Origin of the sequence: Pseudozobellia sp. WGM2 (genome assembly GCF_017810075.1) — a bacterium.
Classification (GTDB): Bacteria; Bacteroidota; Bacteroidia; order Flavobacteriales; family Flavobacteriaceae; genus JADNYK01.
The window spans coordinates 342,858-360,455 of the sequence record NZ_JADNYK010000005.1; the positions used below are offsets into that span (position 1 = coordinate 342,858).

Sequence of the window (17,598 nt, forward strand, 5' to 3'; positions counted from 1 at the left end):
CGTCTTGTACATGGTTTTATGGTTAAAAATGTATTAAAGTTTTCTATTTTTAATCTATAAAAAACAATGACATGGAACACTTACAATACCCTATTGGAAGGTATACTAATCCAGAGGTTTTAACTGATGATCATATTAAGGCTTCTATAGAAGTTTTGGAAACCCTGCCAAATCGATTAAAAAATTTGGTTGGTGATCTGAATAACGAGCAATTAGAGACACCATATCGGCCGGGTGGATGGACGGTGAGGCAAACCATTCATCATATGGCCGATAGTCATCACAACAGTTATATACGCTTCAAATGGGCGCTGACCGAAGATAAACCTGTCATTAAGGCTTATGATGAAAAAGCTTGGGCAGAACTTTTTGACACCAGAACCGCGCCTATAGAACTTTCGTTAAACCACCTGAGTGCAGTGCATGCCAAACTTGTTTATCTATTAAAAGGCTTGTCGAATAGCCAATTAAAAAATAAATTTTTACACCCTGAAGGTCATGTCGAAACAGCACTCGATGAAAATATTAGCAGATATGCCTGGCATAGTGAACATCATTATGCACATATCAAAAATCTGATGGAAAGAAAGGGATGGCTCTAATTCAAATTAGTTTCTGAACCACTTTATATTACAGCCAATACTTGGTTTCTGATCTGGGCTTACTTTTCTACCAGATAGAACAGCATCCATCGCATTTTTTAAATCTTCACCGGTTACAGGTTTGCCATTACCGGGCCTAGAATCATCTAGTTGCCCCCTATAGACCAATTTTAAGTTTGAATCGAAAAGGTAAAAATCAGGGGTGCAAGCGGCATCATAGGCTGAAGCCACTATCTGCCTCTCATCATAAAGGTAGGGGAAGCTATACCCTTCATCGATTGCGGTCTGTTTCATGAGGTCAGGTGAATCAAGAGGGTAGTTCTCAACATCGTTACTAGAGATAGCGATAAAACCAATCCCTTTTTCCTGATACCTTTTGCCCAAGTTGGATAAGGTAGGGTTGACATGTTTTACGAACGGACAATGATTACAAATAAACATAACAACTGTGCCTTTTTCGCCTTTCAGTTGTTCAAGCCCAAGCTTCTTTTCCGATACTGTATCGAACAATTCAAAGTCGGGAGCCATCGTTCCTAAGGGGAGCATGTTGCTGGGTGTATTGGCCATTTTTTATTCTTTTGATGATAAAGTTAAAAACTAATTAGGGCAGTCTTTACTATATTAGGTGCTATTTTAGTTCAATTAAATTAATTTCTAAATGATAGTTGCTTATGCAAGGTGAGATTAACTGGTCAGATTTTGCTAAAATCGATATGCGCGTAGGAACCATAATCGAGGTGAACGATTTTCCAAAAGCGAGAAATCCTGCTTATCAGATTCATGTTGATTTTGGAGGTGAAATAGGTATACGTAAATCTTCTGCGCAAATAACATCTAGGTATAATAAGGCGGAGTTGGTCGGTAAACAGGTAGTTGCCGTAGTAAATTTTCCTAAAAAGCAGATTGCAAATTTTATGAGTGAATGTCTAATTCTGGGCGCTGTAGATGGTAAAGATGTTATTCTTTTACAACCTCAGGCCGAAGTTGAGAACGGACTTAAAATTTCTTGATTGTTTTGAACGAGACCCTTATAGATAACGTTGTTCTCAATTTTGATGCTAATTCGCAATGGGTCTTGAACATTGCATTGGCTTTCGTAATGTTCGGTATTGCTCTAGAAATCTCTATTGATGATTTTAAACAGTTGCTAAAGAATCCGAAATCAATAGCGACCGGGGTCTTGTGTCAATTTTTATTTTTACCGATACTAACTTTCATATTGGTTTTTATCATTGAGCCTTTACCTAGTTTCGCTATGGGTATGTTTATGGTAGCAGCTTGCCCAGGCGGCAATGTCTCGAATTTTATAACACATATCGCCGGAGGTAATACTGCGCTATCAATAAGTTTGACGGCAGTGGCCACATTACTGGCGGTAGTAATGACACCGATAAACCTTCAATTTTGGGGCGGACTGTACGAACCGACTTTCAATATTTTATCAAAAGTATCTGTATCACCATTGCAAATGGTGAAACTGGTATCTTTACTATTAGGCTTGCCTTTGGTGTTGGGCGTATTAGCCAATCATTATAGACCTAAATTGGCCGCTAGAGTAGGTAGGGTATTAAAAAATGTTTCACTACTTTTTTTCATAATATTGATATTTATAGCTCTATACAGTAATCGAGAAATATTTCTTGACTATGTCTATTATGTATTTTGGCTCGTGGTTCTTCACAATATTATAGCTTTTTTAACCGGATTTTCAGTTGCAAAAATTATAGGTTTGTCCTCCGAAGATGTTCGATCGATAACTGTGGAGACGGGTATACAGAATTCAGGTTTGGGGTTGTTGTTGATTTTTTCATTTTTTGATGGAATGGGAGGCATGGCCCTCTTGGCTGCTTTTTGGGGTATTTGGCATTTAGTTTCAGGGTTGTTGTTGGCCGCGTATTGGGGTGGCAGACCTATTAAAATGGAAAAACTGACTTGAAGAACTTAGGTTACCAGTTATTAAAGAGGTACGTAAAGGCTGCGCTTTATCTCTATTTTGGGAAAATTGTGGTGCATGGCCTAAAAAATGTACCCGAAAAAGGGCCGGTGCTTTTTTTGCCCAATCATCAAAACGCCTTGTTGGATGTACTTTTGATTGTTGTCGATTGCAACAGAAAGCCTTTCTTTCTTACCAGATCTGATGTTTTTATCAGACCAGTTCTCAAAAGGTTTTTTTCCTTTTTGCTGATGATTCCTATCTATAGAATACGTGATGGGCGAAAGTCGTTGGTGAAGAATGAGGTCATTTTTGATCAATGTGCCACATTGTTCAAAGATGGTCATGCTATTGTAATGTTTCCAGAGGCAAATCACAATCTTAAGAGAAGGGTTCGAAATTTGAGTAAAGGCTTTACCCGAATATTGTTTAATGCAATTGAAAAAGAAGGGGCTCAAGATATTAAGATTGTTCCTGTGGGCTTAAATTATAGGAAAGCCCAGGTTTTTCCTGATGAGGTATCCTTGTACTATGGCGAACCCATTTTAGTGAACGATTTATATACTGTAGATGATAAGCCTGCTTCGACAATAGCGGTTAAGGAAGCAGTATCATATCGACTTAAAAGATTAACGACTCATATTGAAGAAGAAGACCGATATGATGAAATTCATACGCATCTCGAAAGAGCAGGTGTAGATTTTCTAGATCCACAACAAGCTAATAATGCCCAGAAGAGTTTAGATGGCTTAAATCTGAATACAAAAGAAGATAAAACTTCAATCGGTCCTTTAAAGTTGCTGTTTACAGTTGTGAACTTTCCCGTAATCGCTCTATGGCGCTTTTGGGCCAAACCAAAAGTTTGGGAGATTGAATTTATGTCGACCTTGCGTTTTGCTTTCGCGATGATAAGCTATCCTGTTTATTATTTGTTGTTATTACTAGCCGTTGCTTTGCTGTTTAATTTTACAGTAGCATTAATAACTATAGTATTACTTTTTGTTTTTAACTGGGCGTTTGTGAGGCTGGGCAGCAAGTGAAGTTTACATCATTTCCCCAAAAAAGATAGCATTCATTAAAAGTTTATTGGTGCCGTACCAAAAGGCCCTGAAATTGGTATTGTCGGTAAAAACCATCACACGACCTTTGCCAAGATGTTGAACTTGAAACGGAACGCTATTGTTAAGCATTTCTAAGTTTTCTTCAGATATGTAACCACTCATGAGCGCATTAGCAGTGTACTGAATCGGATTATTATAACTGTTCTTATCAGGTTTGATATAGATGTTCGTATTTCTAAATAATGGTAGTCTATTATGTAGATAACCATAATTGATTGGGTGGGAGAGGTCTAATTTGGCTTCGAAAATAGCACCTCCCGTTTCTTGGGCACCACGAAAATCTCTTTTCTCACCAAAAGATATATTTCGGGCTTTCAAGGTATCTTTTTTAAACTCAAGTTTTATCAGGTCTTTATTCGCAAAAACCTCCGCCGTATTTCGGTAACCTATCAAACTACCCCCGTCTTTGACCCAATTTTTCAATTTTGATATTCTAGGTTTAGAAAGAGCCTTGCCGCTAATACTGGGTACTATAATATCGGTATACTTACTCAAATCAACAGAGTCAAAATAATTTAAATCTATTTTGGTCAGTTTGATTTTGTAACGAGTATCGAACAAATGCCAAATTTCGCCCGCATCATATGAACGAACTCCATTACCAACCAAAATAGCCACTTTCGGTCTCAGAATAGGGTCAAAGTCATTACTTCCTAAATCGATACCTCGTGCGAGTCCGGTATTAACAGATTTGATATTAAGATTGCATTTTTGGGAAACATTTTTGAGAAAACCATAGATTTCTTCGGGGTCGAGATCTTGGTTTTGAGCAGGAATCATAATTGTGCCGTAACCATACTGAGTGCCGTTTAGATTGAATGGCGCTTTTGCGACCTTAGCTCGAATACCTTTTTCGGTAATCATGTTCAGGGCCTTAGGGGTGTAATATTCGTTCCATTCAAAAAGATAGGCGTAAGTGCTTTGGTCGTCAATCTTACCCTCTGGCTCGGCAAGAGTTTTAACCTCGTCACCCATATTTTGTAAAGAACGAAGTTCTGTATAATCCATATTAAACGCCAACGGCAACGTCCAAGCAGAAATGTCATAAAATATACTATCCGTAAACGTGGTGCGTTTCTCGAACATCGCTTTAATCAATCGGTGATTCTTTTGACTGTAGGGTACGATATAGCTATTGCCCTTTTTGTAATCTTTTCCATTGTATCTGAAATCATATTTGAGTTCATGAAACTTTACTTTGTGCCTCTGCAGTATTTCAGCAAGATGCCAAGTTCGAGAAGCATCTTTTTGGTCGCCAAAAAGTATGGCTCGTGAGCGACCAATTACAGATTCAAGCCCAACTTCTTTAAAAAACTGTTGTTGGTACTTTAATATTTTCACTCTCATTTCTTTCGCAGCCTGTATGGTCGAAAGAGCGGTCGTAAACTGATTACGAATGGTGAAAGGAAAGCTTAACAGTCCGTTCTCAGATTCTTGCAAATGCCCACGTGAACTTCCCTGTTCGAACAGAATGCCTATACTTCCGTTAATATCAGGAAAAGTTGAACCCTTACCATAAAAGTAATCATCATAATTCTCTTCGGAATAATAGAGGGAACCGATTTTATCTAAAGCTTTTGCATGATAAATACCTATTTCAGCAGTAAGAGACTGATTATTTTTAGGAGTTAACGGATGCACTCTCGATGAGACCCCGGGCTGAAAAAAGAAAGTAGAGTTCGTTCCCATTTCATGATGGTCAGTAAGTATGTTTGGCATCCAAGAATGAAAGGTCTCTATACGCGCACGGCTTTCGGGTAATTGCACTGGTAACCAATCTCGATTCATATCGAACCAATAGTGGTTTGTTCTGGCGCCTGGCCAAACTTCATGATACTCCCGCTCATTATTGTCAGGGTTGAGCTGAACACTTTTGTTGGTGTTTGCCCAATAGGCAAAACGCTGAAGACCGTCAGGGTTGAAAGAAGGGTCTAGTAATATGACCATATTTTTCAGTAACTCTTCGATTTCGGGCCCTTGAGCGGCAGCTAAATAATAGGCATAGGCCAAGGCAGCATTTGAACCGCTGGGCTCATTGCCATGAATAGAAAACCCTTGATAGACCACAATAGGCATTTTCTGAACATTTATCGAGCCTCCACCGTTCTCGGTAATCGCCAGATGTTCTTTTCGAATTTGTTCTATATTCTGGTGGTTTTCGGTTGAAGTTGCCGTGAGTAATAAAAGTGGTCTATTCTCAAAAGTTGCCCCTCGGTTTTCTATTGATAGGCGATTACTGGCTCTTGCCAGTTCTTGCATATAGAATACCAGCTTGTCATGGGTTACATGCCATTCGCCAACTTCATGACCAAGAACTTGTTTAGGGGTGGGTATGCTAGAGTCGTAGGTAACATCCTCTGGAAGATAGTAACTGAGGTCGGAAATGGTTTGGGCTATTAGACTCTGAGATAACGAGAGAATGAGAACCAAAAGTAACGAGCGCATAGGCTTAAGATTTGCTTATAAATGTAAGAAATCTAGTCAAATAGGTGATAGCAGCTCTTTGCGCAAAAGAAAAAGAAAGGTCGTCAAACAAAAAATGACCCGCTTGGGGTCATTTTAGCTATGCTTATAATAATATTAAATATCGTCAAAACTTACATCGGTAAAGCTATCGGTCGTTTTGGCTTCTCCATTATGACTGGGTAACTGTTCTTCTTCTTCTTCCTCTTTTTTGAAATCTTTCTGATGGCGTTCTGAAATCACTTCGCTACCTTTTTCTGCAATGATATAATCCATCATTTCTTCGACATTTTCTCTGAAGGCCGTGAAATCTTCTTTGTAAAGATAGATTTTGTGTTTCTTATAATGGAAGGAGCCATCATCGTGAGTAAATTTTTTACTTTCGGTAATAGTCAAATAATAATCCCCCGCTTTGGTACTTCTAACATCAAAGAAATAAGTTCGCCTCCCTGCCCGTAAAACTTTAGAATAAATCTCCTCTTGGTCCATTGAATCTTTTTCGCTCATCTCGTATTTCGTGTCTAGTTAATAGTTAATCTACCAAAAATGTGAAAAAAATGCCAATACAACAACAATTTTCTAATTTTCTTTCTCGAATAACTGGGTGGCGTAAAGTTCTTTGTAATAGCCTTCTTTACCATTTAATTGCTCGTGAGTACCCTCTTGCAAAAGTTTGCCCTCATCTAATACCAACACCTTGCTTGCATTTTTTGCTGAAGAAACACGATGACTAACGATGAGAGTGGTTTTTAAGTGCGAGGCTTTTTTCAAATTATTCAGAATTTCTTCTTCAGTTTCGGTATCTACTGCTGAGAGGCAGTCGTCGAAGAGATAGATCTCTGGGTCTTTCAACAAAGCTCGAGCAATGGAAACCCGTTGTTTTTGCCCGCCACTGAGTGTAATGCCCCGTTCACCGAGAACGGTTTCATATTCTTTGGTGAAACCTTTGATATTATTGTGTACAGCCGCATTCTTTGCGGCCTGAATCACTTCTTTTTCGGTAGCGTTTTTATCGCCGAATTTTATATTACTCTTTATTGAATCGGAAAATAAAAAAGCATCTTGCGGTACGGCCCCTATGGCTTGGCGAAGGTGGTCAATATCAAAATCTTTGATAGGTACATTGTCGATTAAAATCTCGCCAGAGGTAACATCGTAAAGTCTCGCTACCAAATCAAGAATCGTAGATTTACCTGACCCGGTTTTTCCTAAAATCGCTACCGTTTCCCCGGCATTTATAGTAAATGAAATATTATTTAAAGCAGTGATTTCGGTATCTTCATAGGTAAACGAAACATTTTTGAATTCAATTTTACCTTTTATGGGTGTGTCGATTGTGCCCGAATTCTTAATATCTGGACTTTCCTGTAAAAATTCGTTGATTCTTTTCTGAGATGCTTCGGCCCTTTGTACAATTGATGTCAACCACCCGATTATCGCTACAGGCCAAGTCAGCATGTTTACATATATGATAAACTCGGCAATTACGCCATAAGATTCGATTTCACCCCGTAAATATTGCTTTCCTCCGATATAGATTACAAAAATATTACTGACTCCGATTAATAAAATCATTAAGGGAAAGAACCAAGCGTTTACCTTGGCTAAAGCCATACTCTTATTTTTACCTTCAATGGCCAAATCGGTCAGGTCACTATTGATTTGGGGTTCTAAAGCATAGGCTTTTATTACCGAAACGCCAGAAAAAACCTCTTGGGTAAAGGTCGACAAGGTTGACAAATATTGTTGAACGACCGTACTTCGCTGATGAATGATTTTGCTGATTTTATAGATAAGAACAGAGAGTATAGGCAGTGGTATAAGGGTATAGGCGGCCAAAGTCGGGGCTGTCATGAACATGATGGGTATGATACACGCAAAAAGGGTTAGCGTATTGATGCCATACATTAGCGCCGGACCTGCGTACATTCTAACTTGACTCACGTCTTCACTGATCCGGTTCATCAAATCTCCCGTTCGGTTTCTTTTGTAGAAATTTAGGCTTAACAATTGATAGTGGTCAAAGACTTCATTTTTAAGATCGTACTCTATATATCGAGATACGTTTATTAGGGTTTGACGCATCAAAAAAGTGAAAACACCGGATAGAAGGGCTGCCCCGACTATGATGAGAATGAATTCTAGAAGAAGTCCACGTGCTGCAGATTCGGTAATGTTCGACGCCATAAAATCTTCGATTACCGCTATCGATTTCTTGACGTAGGATGGCATAACCAGTTGAAGTATTCGAGCTATTATCGTAATGAATAGACCGATGAGGAGCTTCTGCCAGTATTTTTTAAAGTATTTATTGAGGTGTTTAAGTTCCTTCATGTATTAGGTTGGCTTGAGTACTCGTAAGCTTCAGTAATTTGCCAAAGATAGGGCTTTGTGCCAAAAACAAATGTTATAAAATATATAAGGTGAAGCATTGGGCGAGCAATACTCCCTAACCATTCAATAAATATCAAATCGATTAAAAACAGAACCAATTTTTTAAAGATTAGGGGTATTTTAAGAAGATTATGGGCTTTTAATTCAATGGCCGAAAGTTTTTGTTTTTTAAGGGTTGAGAAAGGGGTGGCTTTGTGCTTTTATTCCTATTTTTGCCCTTGTGAAAGCCGAATTCTACACCAACTCAAAAAGTTCTTTAACATGCTAACACGTAGGCACATCAGGGTAAAGGTAATGCAGTGTATTTATGCCCTGACCCAGTCGAAAGATGATTCTTTAGAAAAGCAGGAAAAATTTCTGCGCTACAGTATCGATAGTATGTATACGCTGTACCTGTTGATTTTAAGCTTGATGATTGAACTGCACCAACGTGCTTCAGAACAATTGAAACTGTCTTCGAAAAAATATTTGGCTACCGATTCCGACAGCTTTCCTAATCAAGCAAAGTTCGTGAACAATAGATTGCTTTTGCAGCTTGTTAATAACGAAGCTTTAAAATCAGAACTCAAAAAACGAAAACTGAACAATTGGTACTTGAACGATGAGTATGTCAGGCTCGTTTATAAAGATATGGTCGAGAGTGATGAATACTCATCCTACATGAAAAAAGGTACGAATGAATATGCTGATGATAAAGATTTTCTAATTACTCTTTTTAAGGATATTATCGCACCCAATGAGAAAATTTACGATTACTTCGAAGACGATAAGCTGACATGGGTGGATGATTTTCCTATAGTCAACACTTTTGTTCTTAAATTACTCAAGAAGGCGAAAGAAAGTCATCCACAAAGTTTTTTCTTGCCCAGGCTGTTAAAAGATGATGATGATATGAGCTTTGCAAAAAAGCTTCTGAACAAAACATTATTGAATGATGCCAAATGGGCGAAAGAAATTGAAGGGAAGACCCCCAACTGGGATAAAGACCGTATCGCCGATATTGATGCCATATTATTAAAAATGGCTATTTGTGAACTTTTAAATTTTCCGTCAATCCCTGAAAAGGTAACCATTAATGAGGCCTTGGAAATTGCTAAGGAATACTCTACCCCTAAGAGCAGCATTTTTATAAACGGAATATTAGACAAATTGGTGAAAGAATATCGATCAAGTGGTCAGTTGAATAAAATGGGCCGTGGTCTTATGTAGTAATTAGGGGCTATAGTTATTCGGTAATGACAAGTTATTCTTTCGGTTACCGAGTTTTCTTAGATAGTAAAATGATTATCTTATCTAAATTATTTCATTAATTTTGTAGGCAAAATAAAATTACAACCATGAAAAAAGCAATTTTGACTTTGAGTGTGTTTTCTATTTTGGCATTTGTGTCTTGTAAAGAAAATGCATCTAGTAAAGTAAAATCTGATAACGTTGCGGAGGCTGCGGAAAGAGATGAAGCTGGCAAACAAGTGCCAGTAATGTCTTTTGAAAAAGAAGAGCATGATTTTGGTACTATAGAGCAGGGTACGGCACAAGAGACCATATTCAAGTTTACCAACACTGGTAATGCTCCATTGGTAATTACCGATGCCACAAGTTCTTGTGGCTGTACGGTACCCGATCCACCAAAAGATCCTATTGCTCCTGGTGAAGTAGGTGAGTTGGTCGTAAAGTTCAACGGTTCCGGTCAAAATCAGGTAACGAAAACTATTACGGTAAAAGCAAATACGGAGAAAGGCTCTGAACTTTTGCGAATCAAAGCGTTCGTAAACCCTAAAGGTGCAGCTCCGGTTGGGCCAACATCCAAATAACAATAAATACAACGAATAGAATATGGGTGATATAGGCCAGTTTCTTCCGATGATATTAATTTTTGTGGTAGCATATTTTTTTATGATACGCCCACAAATGAAACGTCAGAAGGACGAAAAAAAATTCGCTGCGGATTTAAAGCGCGGTGATCGGGTAATAACCAAAAGTGGACTTCATGGCAAGATTATGGATCTTAACGACAAAGATTTTTCTTGTATTTTGGAAACCATGGCAGGTAAGCTGAAGTTTGATCGTTCTGCCATTTCTATGGAAATGAGCAAAAAACTTAACGCTCCCGAAAAAAAATAATCTAGACTACGTTAGATTAGAAAGCACCGTTTTTAGAAGCGGTGCTTTTTTTATGACCGGGTTTTTCTTTTGAAATTCTTATCTTGACCGTTCAACTTAAACTAAATTAAATGTACCGTAATCGACGAAACTTTATCAAAAAAAGCGCTCTTGCCCTAGCAGGCTCAGGTGCCGCATTTTTATTTCCTATGGAATTATTGGCGAGTATGAGAAAACGTGTCGGACCCAATGATAGAATCAATGTAGGTCTTATCGGTTGTAAGGGAATGGGTTTTAGTGACCTAAGTTCTATGTTGAAACTCAATGAAATTGATGTTATTGCACTTTGTGATGTAGATGAAAGTGTGCTAAAGGCTAGAACCGCCGATTTGGAGAAAGCGGGTATCAAAAAACCAATGTGGTACCGTGATTATCGAAAATTGCTTGAAAATAAAGATGTAGATGTGGTCATTATAGGTACACCTGACCATTGGCATTGTTTGCAACTTACTGATGCCTTACAGGCGGGTAAAGATGTTTATTGTGAAAAGCCGATTGCAAACTCGGTAGAAGAGGCTAACATCATGTTGAACTATGTGGGGGCGAGTGACCGAATGGTACAAATAGGGCAGTGGCAAAGAAGTCAACCACATTTTGTAGATGCCATAGATTATGTACATTCTGGTCAACTGGGCGAGATAAGGTTGGCCAAAGCTTGGGCGTATCAAGGGTGGATGAAACCTGTACCCGTTGTGCCCGATACTGCTGTTCCAGAAGGTGTTGACTACAAAATGTGGTTAGGCCCGGCCCCAGAACGAGCTTTCAACGCTAATCGATTTCATTTTAATTTTCGCTGGTTTTGGGATTATGCAGGCGGTCTAATGACCGATTGGGGTGTTCACCTCATAGATTATGCGCTTTATGGTATGAAAGCGGCTACTCCGAAATCGGTGATGGCACTGGGCGGAAAATTTGCCTACCCCAACGATGCTTCCGAGACACCCGATACCTTACAGACGGTTTTTGAATACGATGGTTTTTCCATTTTGTGGGAGCATGCGACCGGTATCGATGGAGGTAACTACGGAAGAAATCATGGTATCGCATTTATTGGAAATAACGGGACTTTAGTAGTTGATAGAAACGGTTGGGAAGTTATACCGGAAGAAGAGTTTCAAGGTTGGGGTAAAGACGGTATCCCTAAAATGGATGCAATTCATAAAGATAAGGGTAATGCGAACGGACTAGATTTGCACACTGCCAACTTTATAGAAGCGGTTAAAAGTCGCGATGCTTCTAAACTTAATGCACCCATTAAAGTGGGTTACGATGCAGCTTTGGTCTCCCATATGGGAAATGTCGCGTATAAAACCGGTAATCGCATCTATTGGGATGAATCAGCGAATAAATTCAAGCAAGAAGAAGCTAATCAATTTCTAAAAGCAAATTATCAGAACGGCTGGAAGTTGCCTATGTTATAAAATAAAATGAAGGCCTCATCTGTCTAACATAGCTAAGTGGGGCTTTTTACTTATAGGCATCATTCAAACCTTTACCGGCCAATATCATAGGTGAAATTTTATCTAAACGAGAAAGTTTAGTGGTTTCTCTCTTTGCCGATGAAATATATTCAGCGTATTCTTTCTGTTTATAAGTAGATATTTTTTTGAAAGCGGCTCCTATGGCTTTATTGTTGCTCAATGCTTCCGCGAGTAATTCTGGAATTTGAGGCGGGCTCGTTTCCCTTTTCTTAACGGGTTTAAGTTCAATGCCTTTCTTCTGATTTTCAATGGCTTCGTTTATATAAGCCATGACTATTTTTTTGTCTATTTCTTCAATGGAAGAAAATTTCCAATGGCGCATCGCCTTGGTTTTTCCTTCTTGTACGTTTTCTAGTCTGCCTTTTTCATCCTTTAAGAACACACCATTGAAAAACCAAATTCCGAAATGGTTTTTAAACTTACAGATAGACAAAACATTTTTGTTGTTAATGGTGTATGTGGGAAAGCTCCATTTAAATGTCTCCTCAAGTTCTGATTTTAGGGCAAGGTCTCTGAGTTTGCTGATTGCATCTTTAAACTGATGGTCTTCCTCATAATATTTGGCCACTTTATCCGATTTCTTCATGTCGGTATGGTTTTAATTCATCTGAGCTTATGTTCTTTTGGGTCTTGCGGTACTTACGATTTCACAAATCTTGATTATCACTTCCGTAGCTTTTTGCATACTCTGAACCGGTATATATTCATATTTTCCATGAAAATTATGTCCGCCAGCAAAAATATTAGGGCAAGGCAGCCCCTTATAACTTAACTGCGCACCATCGGTGCCACCTCGAATAGGTTTGATTATAGGTTTTATACCAACCGCTTGCATAGCCGCTTGGGCGATTTCGACAATTTGAAAAACAGGCTCTACCTTTTCGCGCATATTGTAGTACTGATCTTTAATATCAATTGAAATACAGTCGTTGTAAGATTTATTGAGTTGAGTGGCGATATCGCGTATCAATTGTTTTCTTTTCTCAAAGAGACCCTTATCATGATCTCTAATGATCATTTCGAATTCAGCATGTTCAATTTCGCCTTTAAAATGGTGTACATGAAAGAAACCTTCTCGACCACTGGTGTTTTGCGGAGTTTCTTCAGGAGGCAGAATACTTATAAACTCATTGGCAATACTTATAGCATTTACCATTTTATTTTTGGCATACCCTGGGTGAACACTTTTGCCCGTAATCGTAACTTTAGCACTGGCAGCGTTAAAATTTTCATATTCCAACTCACCGATTTGGCTACCATCCATGGTATAGGCCCAGCTAGCGCCGAATTTCTCGACATCGAAAAGGTGGGCGCCGCGACCAATTTCTTCATCAGGGGTAAAGCCTACCCGTATATCTCCATGCTTGATTTCAGGGTGATTGATTAGATATTCCATCGCCGTTACGATTTCGGTAATACCCGCCTTGTCGTCAGCCCCTAAAAGAGTGGTGCCGTCTGTAGTAATTAGGGTTTGACCTTTGTATTGCTTTAAATCTTCAAAGTAATCGGGTGAAAGAATGATGTTTTTTTCAGAATTCAGAACGATATCCTTACCATCATAATTCTCAATTATCTGCGGATTTACATCAGTACCGGAAAAATCAGGGGAGGTATCAAAATGTGATATAAAACCAATAGTGGGCACTTTATTCTCGATGTTACTGGGCAGGGTGGCCATGATATAGGCGTTATCATCTATGGTAACGTCTGTCATGCCTATTTCTTCTAGCTCCTCAGCCAATAAATCTGCTAGATACCACTGTTTTTCAGTGCTGGGGGTTGTTTTTGAATTGGGGTCGCTTTGAGTGTCAATTGTCACATATTTCAAAAAGCGGTTAATGATATGCTTCATTTAAAAAATTTGATTAAATATAAAAAAATAGCTAAAACCTTATAATTTCCGTAAGTTCTTAATCTATAATAAAGATGATTCTGACATAAATCATAACTTTTTGTTTAACTTGCTTTTAACTCAACTTTAAAGAACAACTCTTATGAAAAAACATTTTTTATCATTCTTTATACTCGCATTTGGCTTTATTAGCCTTGCGAGTGCTCAAATTACCGGAACTGTAAATGATGACGATGGAGCACCTTTGCCAGGGGCCTCTGTAATAGTCAAAGGTACTACAACTGGAACAACTACCGACTTCGATGGCAATTTTTCGATCAATGCCGAAATAGGAGATACGCTTGTTGTTTCGTATATAGGTTTCGAGTCAAAAGAAGTCACCGCCGAGGCAGATGAGATGATAATAGCCCTAAGTTCTGGTGTCGCACTTGCCGAGGTAGTCATCGTTGGCTCACGTAACCCAAATAGAACAGCGACTGAAAGTACTGTTCCAGTTGATGTTATCGATATGAAAGAACTCAATAGTGTTGCGCCGCAAGTAAACTTGAACCAGATATTAAATTATGTTGCCCCATCTTTTACCTCAAATACCCAAACTATTTCTGACGGTACCGACCATGTCGATCCAGCCTCCTTGAGAGGTCTAGGCCCCGATCAGGTTTTAGTACTTATTAACGGGAAAAGAAGGCATACATCTGCATTGATAAACGTGAACGGAACGTTTGGTCGAGGTAGTGTTGGTACCGATTTGAACGCAATACCTGCTTCTGCCATTCAGCGTATCGAAGTACTCCGTGATGGTGCCGCTGCCCAATACGGTTCTGATGCAATAGCCGGGGTAATCAATATCGTTTTGAACAAAACTATTAATGAACTAAGCGCAACAGTTACGACCGGGGCGAATTTCTCTAAAAATGCCAATGAACAGACAGGTGGGGTTGACGGTGAAACGACGAATGTTGCCGCAAGTTATGGACTAGGCCTTGGAGAAAATGGAGGCTATTTTACCTTGTCAGGTGATTTTGATGTACGTGAAGATTACAGTAGAATGAAAGAATGGGAAGGTGAAGTCTTCAATCAGTACAATGTTGTAGAACGAATTGCGAACAATGATGGCTATGATCTCGCTGCACTTTTAGATGATGATGTAGCAGACGTTATTCAATATGCAAACCAGGCTGGCATCGATTTAAACGGAGCGACAACGAAAGAAGAATTACAACCGATTTTATCACAAAATGCAACCACATCAGAACTGGCTGCTAGAAATCAACAGCGCAGCGATTACAACATGAGAGTAGGGCAGTCTGCTTTACGTGGGGGACGTCTATTTGCAAATTTTTCACTGCCTTTAGATGATAATGGAACCGAAGTGTATTCCTTTGCAGGCATAAGTTCTAGAACTGGTAACTCAGCAGGCTTTTATAGACTGCCTAATCAAAGTCGTACCTATACACCGGCCTATATCAATGGCTTCTTGCCCGAAATTAATTCAACAATAAAAGACCGTTCATTATCGGTCGGAATTAAAGGAAACATTAATGAGTGGGACGTCGATTTGAGCAATACTTATGGTAAGAACTCATTTCTCTATACCATTGGAAATACTTTTAATGCATCATTACAGAATGCATCACCTACATTTTTTGATGCTGGTGGGTTCTCGTTTGCCCAGAATACTTCGAATCTTGACATTACACGTTTCTTCGAAGAAGTAATGTCGGGATTGAATGTGGCCTTCGGTGCCGAATACCGCGTTGAAAACTACGAAATCGAAGCCGGCGAAGAGGCCTCGTATGCTCAATATACGGCTGCTGGTCAACGAATAACTTTAGCATCGCAACAACCCTCTCAAGATTTTTTCGGAAATGCAAGACCAGGGGGTTCTCAGGTGTTCCCCGGTTTTAGTCCTAACAATGAGTTGTCCCGTGGAAGAAATAGTATCGCAGGTTATTTAGATTTAGAAGCTGATTTCTCCGATCGTTTCTTGGCGAGTTTTGCAACACGTTTCGAAAACTATAGTGATTTTGGTTCAACCATCAATTTTAAGTTAGCCACCCGCTATAAAGTTTCTGATAATTTGAATATACGTGGTGCCGCCAATACAGGGTTCAGGGCACCTTCGTTGCATCAAATCAATTTCAATTCGACTTCAACTATATTTGATCAGAATGGTGACCCTCAAGAGGTGGGTACATTTGCTAACAATAGTAGAGCTGCTCAACTTTTAGGAATTCCCCAGCTGAAAGAAGAAACATCGAAAAGTGTCAGCTTAGGGTTAACGGCCAAGATTCCCAATGCCAACCTAACGATAACTGTTGATGGGTATTATGTCGAAATCAACGATCGAGTTGTATACACCGGTCAATTTTCAGGTCCTGGTACAGGTACCGAATTAGATAATTTATTGAGACAGGCCAATGCTACGGCTGCATCTTTTTTCGCTAACGCCATTAATACCGAATCTCGAGGCTTAGATGTGGTTCTGACGCATAATACAACCTTGGGCGATAATTGGAGGTTAAAATCTGATTTAGCGGGAACTTTCTCTAAAACGAATCAAATTGGGGATATCAACGCCTCTGATGTACTACGTAATGCTGGTCTGGTTGATACTTACTTTCCGGAAGACAGTAGGGTATATTTAGAAGAAGCTGTGCCACGGACGAAAATTAATCTTTCCAACAGCCTTACTTCCGATAAGCTTATCGTATTCTTACGTAATGTATATTTTGGTGAAGTTACCGAAGCTACAACTAACATAGATCGGCAACAAGTATTTGGCACCAAGGTAGTCACCGATTTATCTTTAGGCTACAAGTTTACCGATGCGTTGACTTTCACCGTGGGTGCCAATAACTTATTTGATATTTATCCGGATCGCGCAGCGGAAGTTTTAGGCGATGGAGGTAACAATCGTAGCGATGGCCGTTTCGATTGGTCACGAAGGGCACAGCAGTTTGGTATAGGAGGCAGGTTTTTGTTCGCTCGATTGAACCTGACTCTTAAGTAATTTTTATGCTATACTATATTAAAAGACCGCCATTTAGGGTGGTCTTTTTTATTGAATGTCTTCTTAAAAAGTCTTAGAACATAATTTTTGGCTAATATTGATGTTTAATCATTGAGTATATCTTAATCTTAGTTATCATGTTGGGTAAAATTTGGTTTATAGCAATTATTCTTTTGGGTTCATTATCAGTTCGTGCGCAAGATTGTTTGTTGGGTATCGGAGGTGAAAACACAGAAATTATTATAAAAACGTTTCAACTCAACGAATCTCAAATAACAACTATGGAGGCCCTTCGCGGTGAACTATCGGTTAACAGCAAAAGTCTCGAAGATCAAATCGAAAAATTATTGGCTGAGCATCCTCAGAGTAAAGAGGAAGATTTGATAACCATGGGCGATAAATATAAAGCCTTACAGGCGCAACTGATACAAGTCTCAATAGAGGCCGATAAATCGCTTTTAGAGGCTTTTAACGCCAAACAATACGAGCGCTATTTAGAGTTGTGCAAAGCTGCAATAAGAAAACCCATATTCGCTAATCCTATGGAATATGAAACCGAATCGAAGGAAGAATAAATTT

16 protein-coding genes are annotated in these 17,598 nt (G+C 39.1%); 10 read left to right on the forward strand and 6 right to left on the reverse strand.

What is annotated here, in order from left to right:
- Nucleotides 1–71 precede the first annotated feature (71 nt).
- On the forward strand, nucleotides 72–602 hold the full coding sequence (locus IV512_RS14170; RefSeq protein WP_209404478.1) for a YfiT family bacillithiol transferase: 531 nt from the start codon (nucleotides 72–74) through the stop codon (nucleotides 600–602).
- 6 nt (nucleotides 603–608) lie between these two features.
- Here the strand turns inward: IV512_RS14170 and IV512_RS14175 are convergent, their stop codons facing one another.
- Entirely contained in the window at nucleotides 609–1,169 is a 561-nt protein-coding gene (locus IV512_RS14175; protein WP_209404480.1) for a thioredoxin family protein, read from the reverse strand.
- Nucleotides 1,170–1,273: 104 nt separating this feature from the next.
- On the opposite strand from IV512_RS14175, the gene IV512_RS14180 reads away from it, so the two are divergent.
- The 3 genes from IV512_RS14180 to IV512_RS14190 are packed head-to-tail and all read left to right on the forward strand — an operon-like array spanning nucleotide 1,274 to nucleotide 3,575.
- Nucleotides 1,274–1,612 carry a tRNA-binding protein gene (locus tag IV512_RS14180; RefSeq protein WP_209404482.1) on the forward strand — a complete coding sequence of 113 codons (339 nt, stop codon included), beginning with the start codon at nucleotides 1,274–1,276 and terminating at the stop codon, nucleotides 1,610–1,612.
- 5 nt (nucleotides 1,613–1,617) lie between these two features.
- Nucleotides 1,618–2,538 carry a bile acid:sodium symporter family protein gene (locus IV512_RS14185; protein WP_209404484.1) on the forward strand — a complete coding sequence of 307 codons (921 nt, stop codon included), beginning with the start codon at nucleotides 1,618–1,620 and terminating at the stop codon, nucleotides 2,536–2,538.
- Nucleotides 2,535–3,575 carry a lysophospholipid acyltransferase family protein gene (locus tag IV512_RS14190; protein WP_209404486.1) on the forward strand — a complete coding sequence of 347 codons (1,041 nt, stop codon included), beginning with the start codon at nucleotides 2,535–2,537 and terminating at the stop codon, nucleotides 3,573–3,575. The genes IV512_RS14185 and IV512_RS14190 overlap by 4 nt, the downstream gene beginning before the upstream one ends.
- Nucleotides 3,576–3,578: 3 nt before the next feature.
- Here IV512_RS14190 and IV512_RS14195 read toward each other — a convergent pair whose 3' ends face one another.
- The 3 genes from IV512_RS14195 to IV512_RS14205 all read right to left on the reverse strand — a co-directional run bounded on the left by IV512_RS14195 (nucleotide 3,579) and on the right by IV512_RS14205 (nucleotide 8,453).
- Complete coding sequence (locus tag IV512_RS14195) at nucleotides 3,579–6,101, reverse strand: M14 family zinc carboxypeptidase (RefSeq protein WP_209404488.1); 2,523 nt, start codon at nucleotides 6,099–6,101, stop codon at nucleotides 3,579–3,581.
- 135 nt (nucleotides 6,102–6,236) lie between these two features.
- On the reverse strand, nucleotides 6,237–6,626 hold the full coding sequence (locus tag IV512_RS14200; RefSeq protein ID WP_209404490.1) for a PUR family DNA/RNA-binding protein: 390 nt from the start codon (nucleotides 6,624–6,626) through the stop codon (nucleotides 6,237–6,239).
- Nucleotides 6,627–6,698: 72 nt separating this feature from the next.
- The gene (locus tag IV512_RS14205; RefSeq protein WP_209404492.1) at nucleotides 6,699–8,453 is read right to left on the reverse strand and encodes an ABC transporter ATP-binding protein; all 1,755 of its coding nucleotides are present in this window, start codon (nucleotides 8,451–8,453) and stop codon (nucleotides 6,699–6,701) included.
- A 321-nt stretch (nucleotides 8,454–8,774) separates the two neighbouring features.
- Between IV512_RS14205 and nusB the strand changes: the two genes are divergently transcribed.
- The 4 genes from nusB (at nucleotide 8,775) to IV512_RS14225 (ending at nucleotide 12,094) form a co-directional block, all read left to right on the forward strand.
- Nucleotides 8,775–9,722 (forward strand): transcription antitermination factor NusB, encoded by a 948-nt coding sequence (gene nusB, locus IV512_RS14210; RefSeq protein ID WP_209404494.1) that lies wholly within the window; start codon nucleotides 8,775–8,777, stop codon nucleotides 9,720–9,722.
- A 128-nt stretch (nucleotides 9,723–9,850) separates the two neighbouring features.
- On the forward strand, nucleotides 9,851–10,324 hold the full coding sequence (locus IV512_RS14215) for a DUF1573 domain-containing protein (RefSeq protein ID WP_100869256.1): 474 nt from the start codon (nucleotides 9,851–9,853) through the stop codon (nucleotides 10,322–10,324).
- A gap of 22 nt (nucleotides 10,325–10,346) precedes the next feature.
- Nucleotides 10,347–10,634, forward strand: coding sequence for a preprotein translocase subunit YajC (gene yajC / locus IV512_RS14220; RefSeq protein ID WP_100869255.1), 288 nt, complete (start codon nucleotides 10,347–10,349; stop codon nucleotides 10,632–10,634).
- Nucleotides 10,635–10,744: 110 nt separating this feature from the next.
- Nucleotides 10,745–12,094 carry a Gfo/Idh/MocA family protein gene (locus IV512_RS14225; protein ID WP_209404496.1) on the forward strand — a complete coding sequence of 450 codons (1,350 nt, stop codon included), beginning with the start codon at nucleotides 10,745–10,747 and terminating at the stop codon, nucleotides 12,092–12,094.
- 46 nt (nucleotides 12,095–12,140) lie between these two features.
- On the opposite strand, the gene IV512_RS14230 is transcribed toward IV512_RS14225, so the two are convergent.
- Nucleotides 12,141–12,740 carry a YdeI family protein gene (locus IV512_RS14230; RefSeq protein WP_209404498.1) on the reverse strand — a complete coding sequence of 200 codons (600 nt, stop codon included), beginning with the start codon at nucleotides 12,738–12,740 and terminating at the stop codon, nucleotides 12,141–12,143.
- A 27-nt stretch (nucleotides 12,741–12,767) separates the two neighbouring features.
- Complete coding sequence (pepT, locus tag IV512_RS14235) at nucleotides 12,768–14,006, reverse strand: peptidase T (RefSeq protein ID WP_209404500.1); 1,239 nt, start codon at nucleotides 14,004–14,006, stop codon at nucleotides 12,768–12,770.
- Between the two features lie 142 nt (nucleotides 14,007–14,148).
- On the opposite strand from pepT, the gene IV512_RS14240 reads away from it, so the two are divergent.
- Together IV512_RS14240 and IV512_RS14245 are read left to right on the forward strand one after the other, a co-directional pair.
- On the forward strand, nucleotides 14,149–17,019 hold the full coding sequence (locus tag IV512_RS14240; protein WP_209404502.1) for a TonB-dependent receptor domain-containing protein: 2,871 nt from the start codon (nucleotides 14,149–14,151) through the stop codon (nucleotides 17,017–17,019).
- A gap of 137 nt (nucleotides 17,020–17,156) precedes the next feature.
- Nucleotides 17,157–17,594: a hypothetical protein gene (locus tag IV512_RS14245; protein WP_209404504.1), complete on the forward strand. Its 438-nt coding sequence runs from the start codon at nucleotides 17,157–17,159 to the stop codon at nucleotides 17,592–17,594.
- The last annotated feature ends 4 nt before the right edge of the window (nucleotides 17,595–17,598 follow it).

Coding starts and splice junctions, on each gene's coding strand:
- IV512_RS14170 (WP_209404478.1), top strand. CDS start 72: ATGGAACACTTACAATACCCTATTGGAAGGTATACTAATCCAGAGGTT.
- IV512_RS14175 (WP_209404480.1), bottom strand. CDS start 1,169: ATGGCCAATACACCCAGCAACATGCTCCCCTTAGGAACGATGGCTCCC.
- IV512_RS14180 (WP_209404482.1), top strand. CDS start 1,274: ATGCAAGGTGAGATTAACTGGTCAGATTTTGCTAAAATCGATATGCGC.
- IV512_RS14195 (WP_209404488.1), bottom strand. CDS start 6,101: ATGCGCTCGTTACTTTTGGTTCTCATTCTCTCGTTATCTCAGAGTCTA.
- IV512_RS14200 (WP_209404490.1), bottom strand. CDS start 6,626: ATGAGCGAAAAAGATTCAATGGACCAAGAGGAGATTTATTCTAAAGTT.
- IV512_RS14205 (WP_209404492.1), bottom strand. CDS start 8,453: ATGAAGGAACTTAAACACCTCAATAAATACTTTAAAAAATACTGGCAG.
- nusB (WP_209404494.1), top strand. CDS start 8,775: ATGCTAACACGTAGGCACATCAGGGTAAAGGTAATGCAGTGTATTTAT.
- IV512_RS14215 (WP_100869256.1), top strand. CDS start 9,851: ATGAAAAAAGCAATTTTGACTTTGAGTGTGTTTTCTATTTTGGCATTT.
- yajC (WP_100869255.1), top strand. CDS start 10,347: ATGGGTGATATAGGCCAGTTTCTTCCGATGATATTAATTTTTGTGGTA.
- IV512_RS14225 (WP_209404496.1), top strand. CDS start 10,745: ATGTACCGTAATCGACGAAACTTTATCAAAAAAAGCGCTCTTGCCCTA.
- IV512_RS14230 (WP_209404498.1), bottom strand. CDS start 12,740: ATGAAGAAATCGGATAAAGTGGCCAAATATTATGAGGAAGACCATCAG.
- pepT (WP_209404500.1), bottom strand. CDS start 14,006: ATGAAGCATATCATTAACCGCTTTTTGAAATATGTGACAATTGACACT.
- IV512_RS14240 (WP_209404502.1), top strand. CDS start 14,149: ATGAAAAAACATTTTTTATCATTCTTTATACTCGCATTTGGCTTTATT.
- IV512_RS14245 (WP_209404504.1), top strand. CDS start 17,157: ATGTTGGGTAAAATTTGGTTTATAGCAATTATTCTTTTGGGTTCATTA.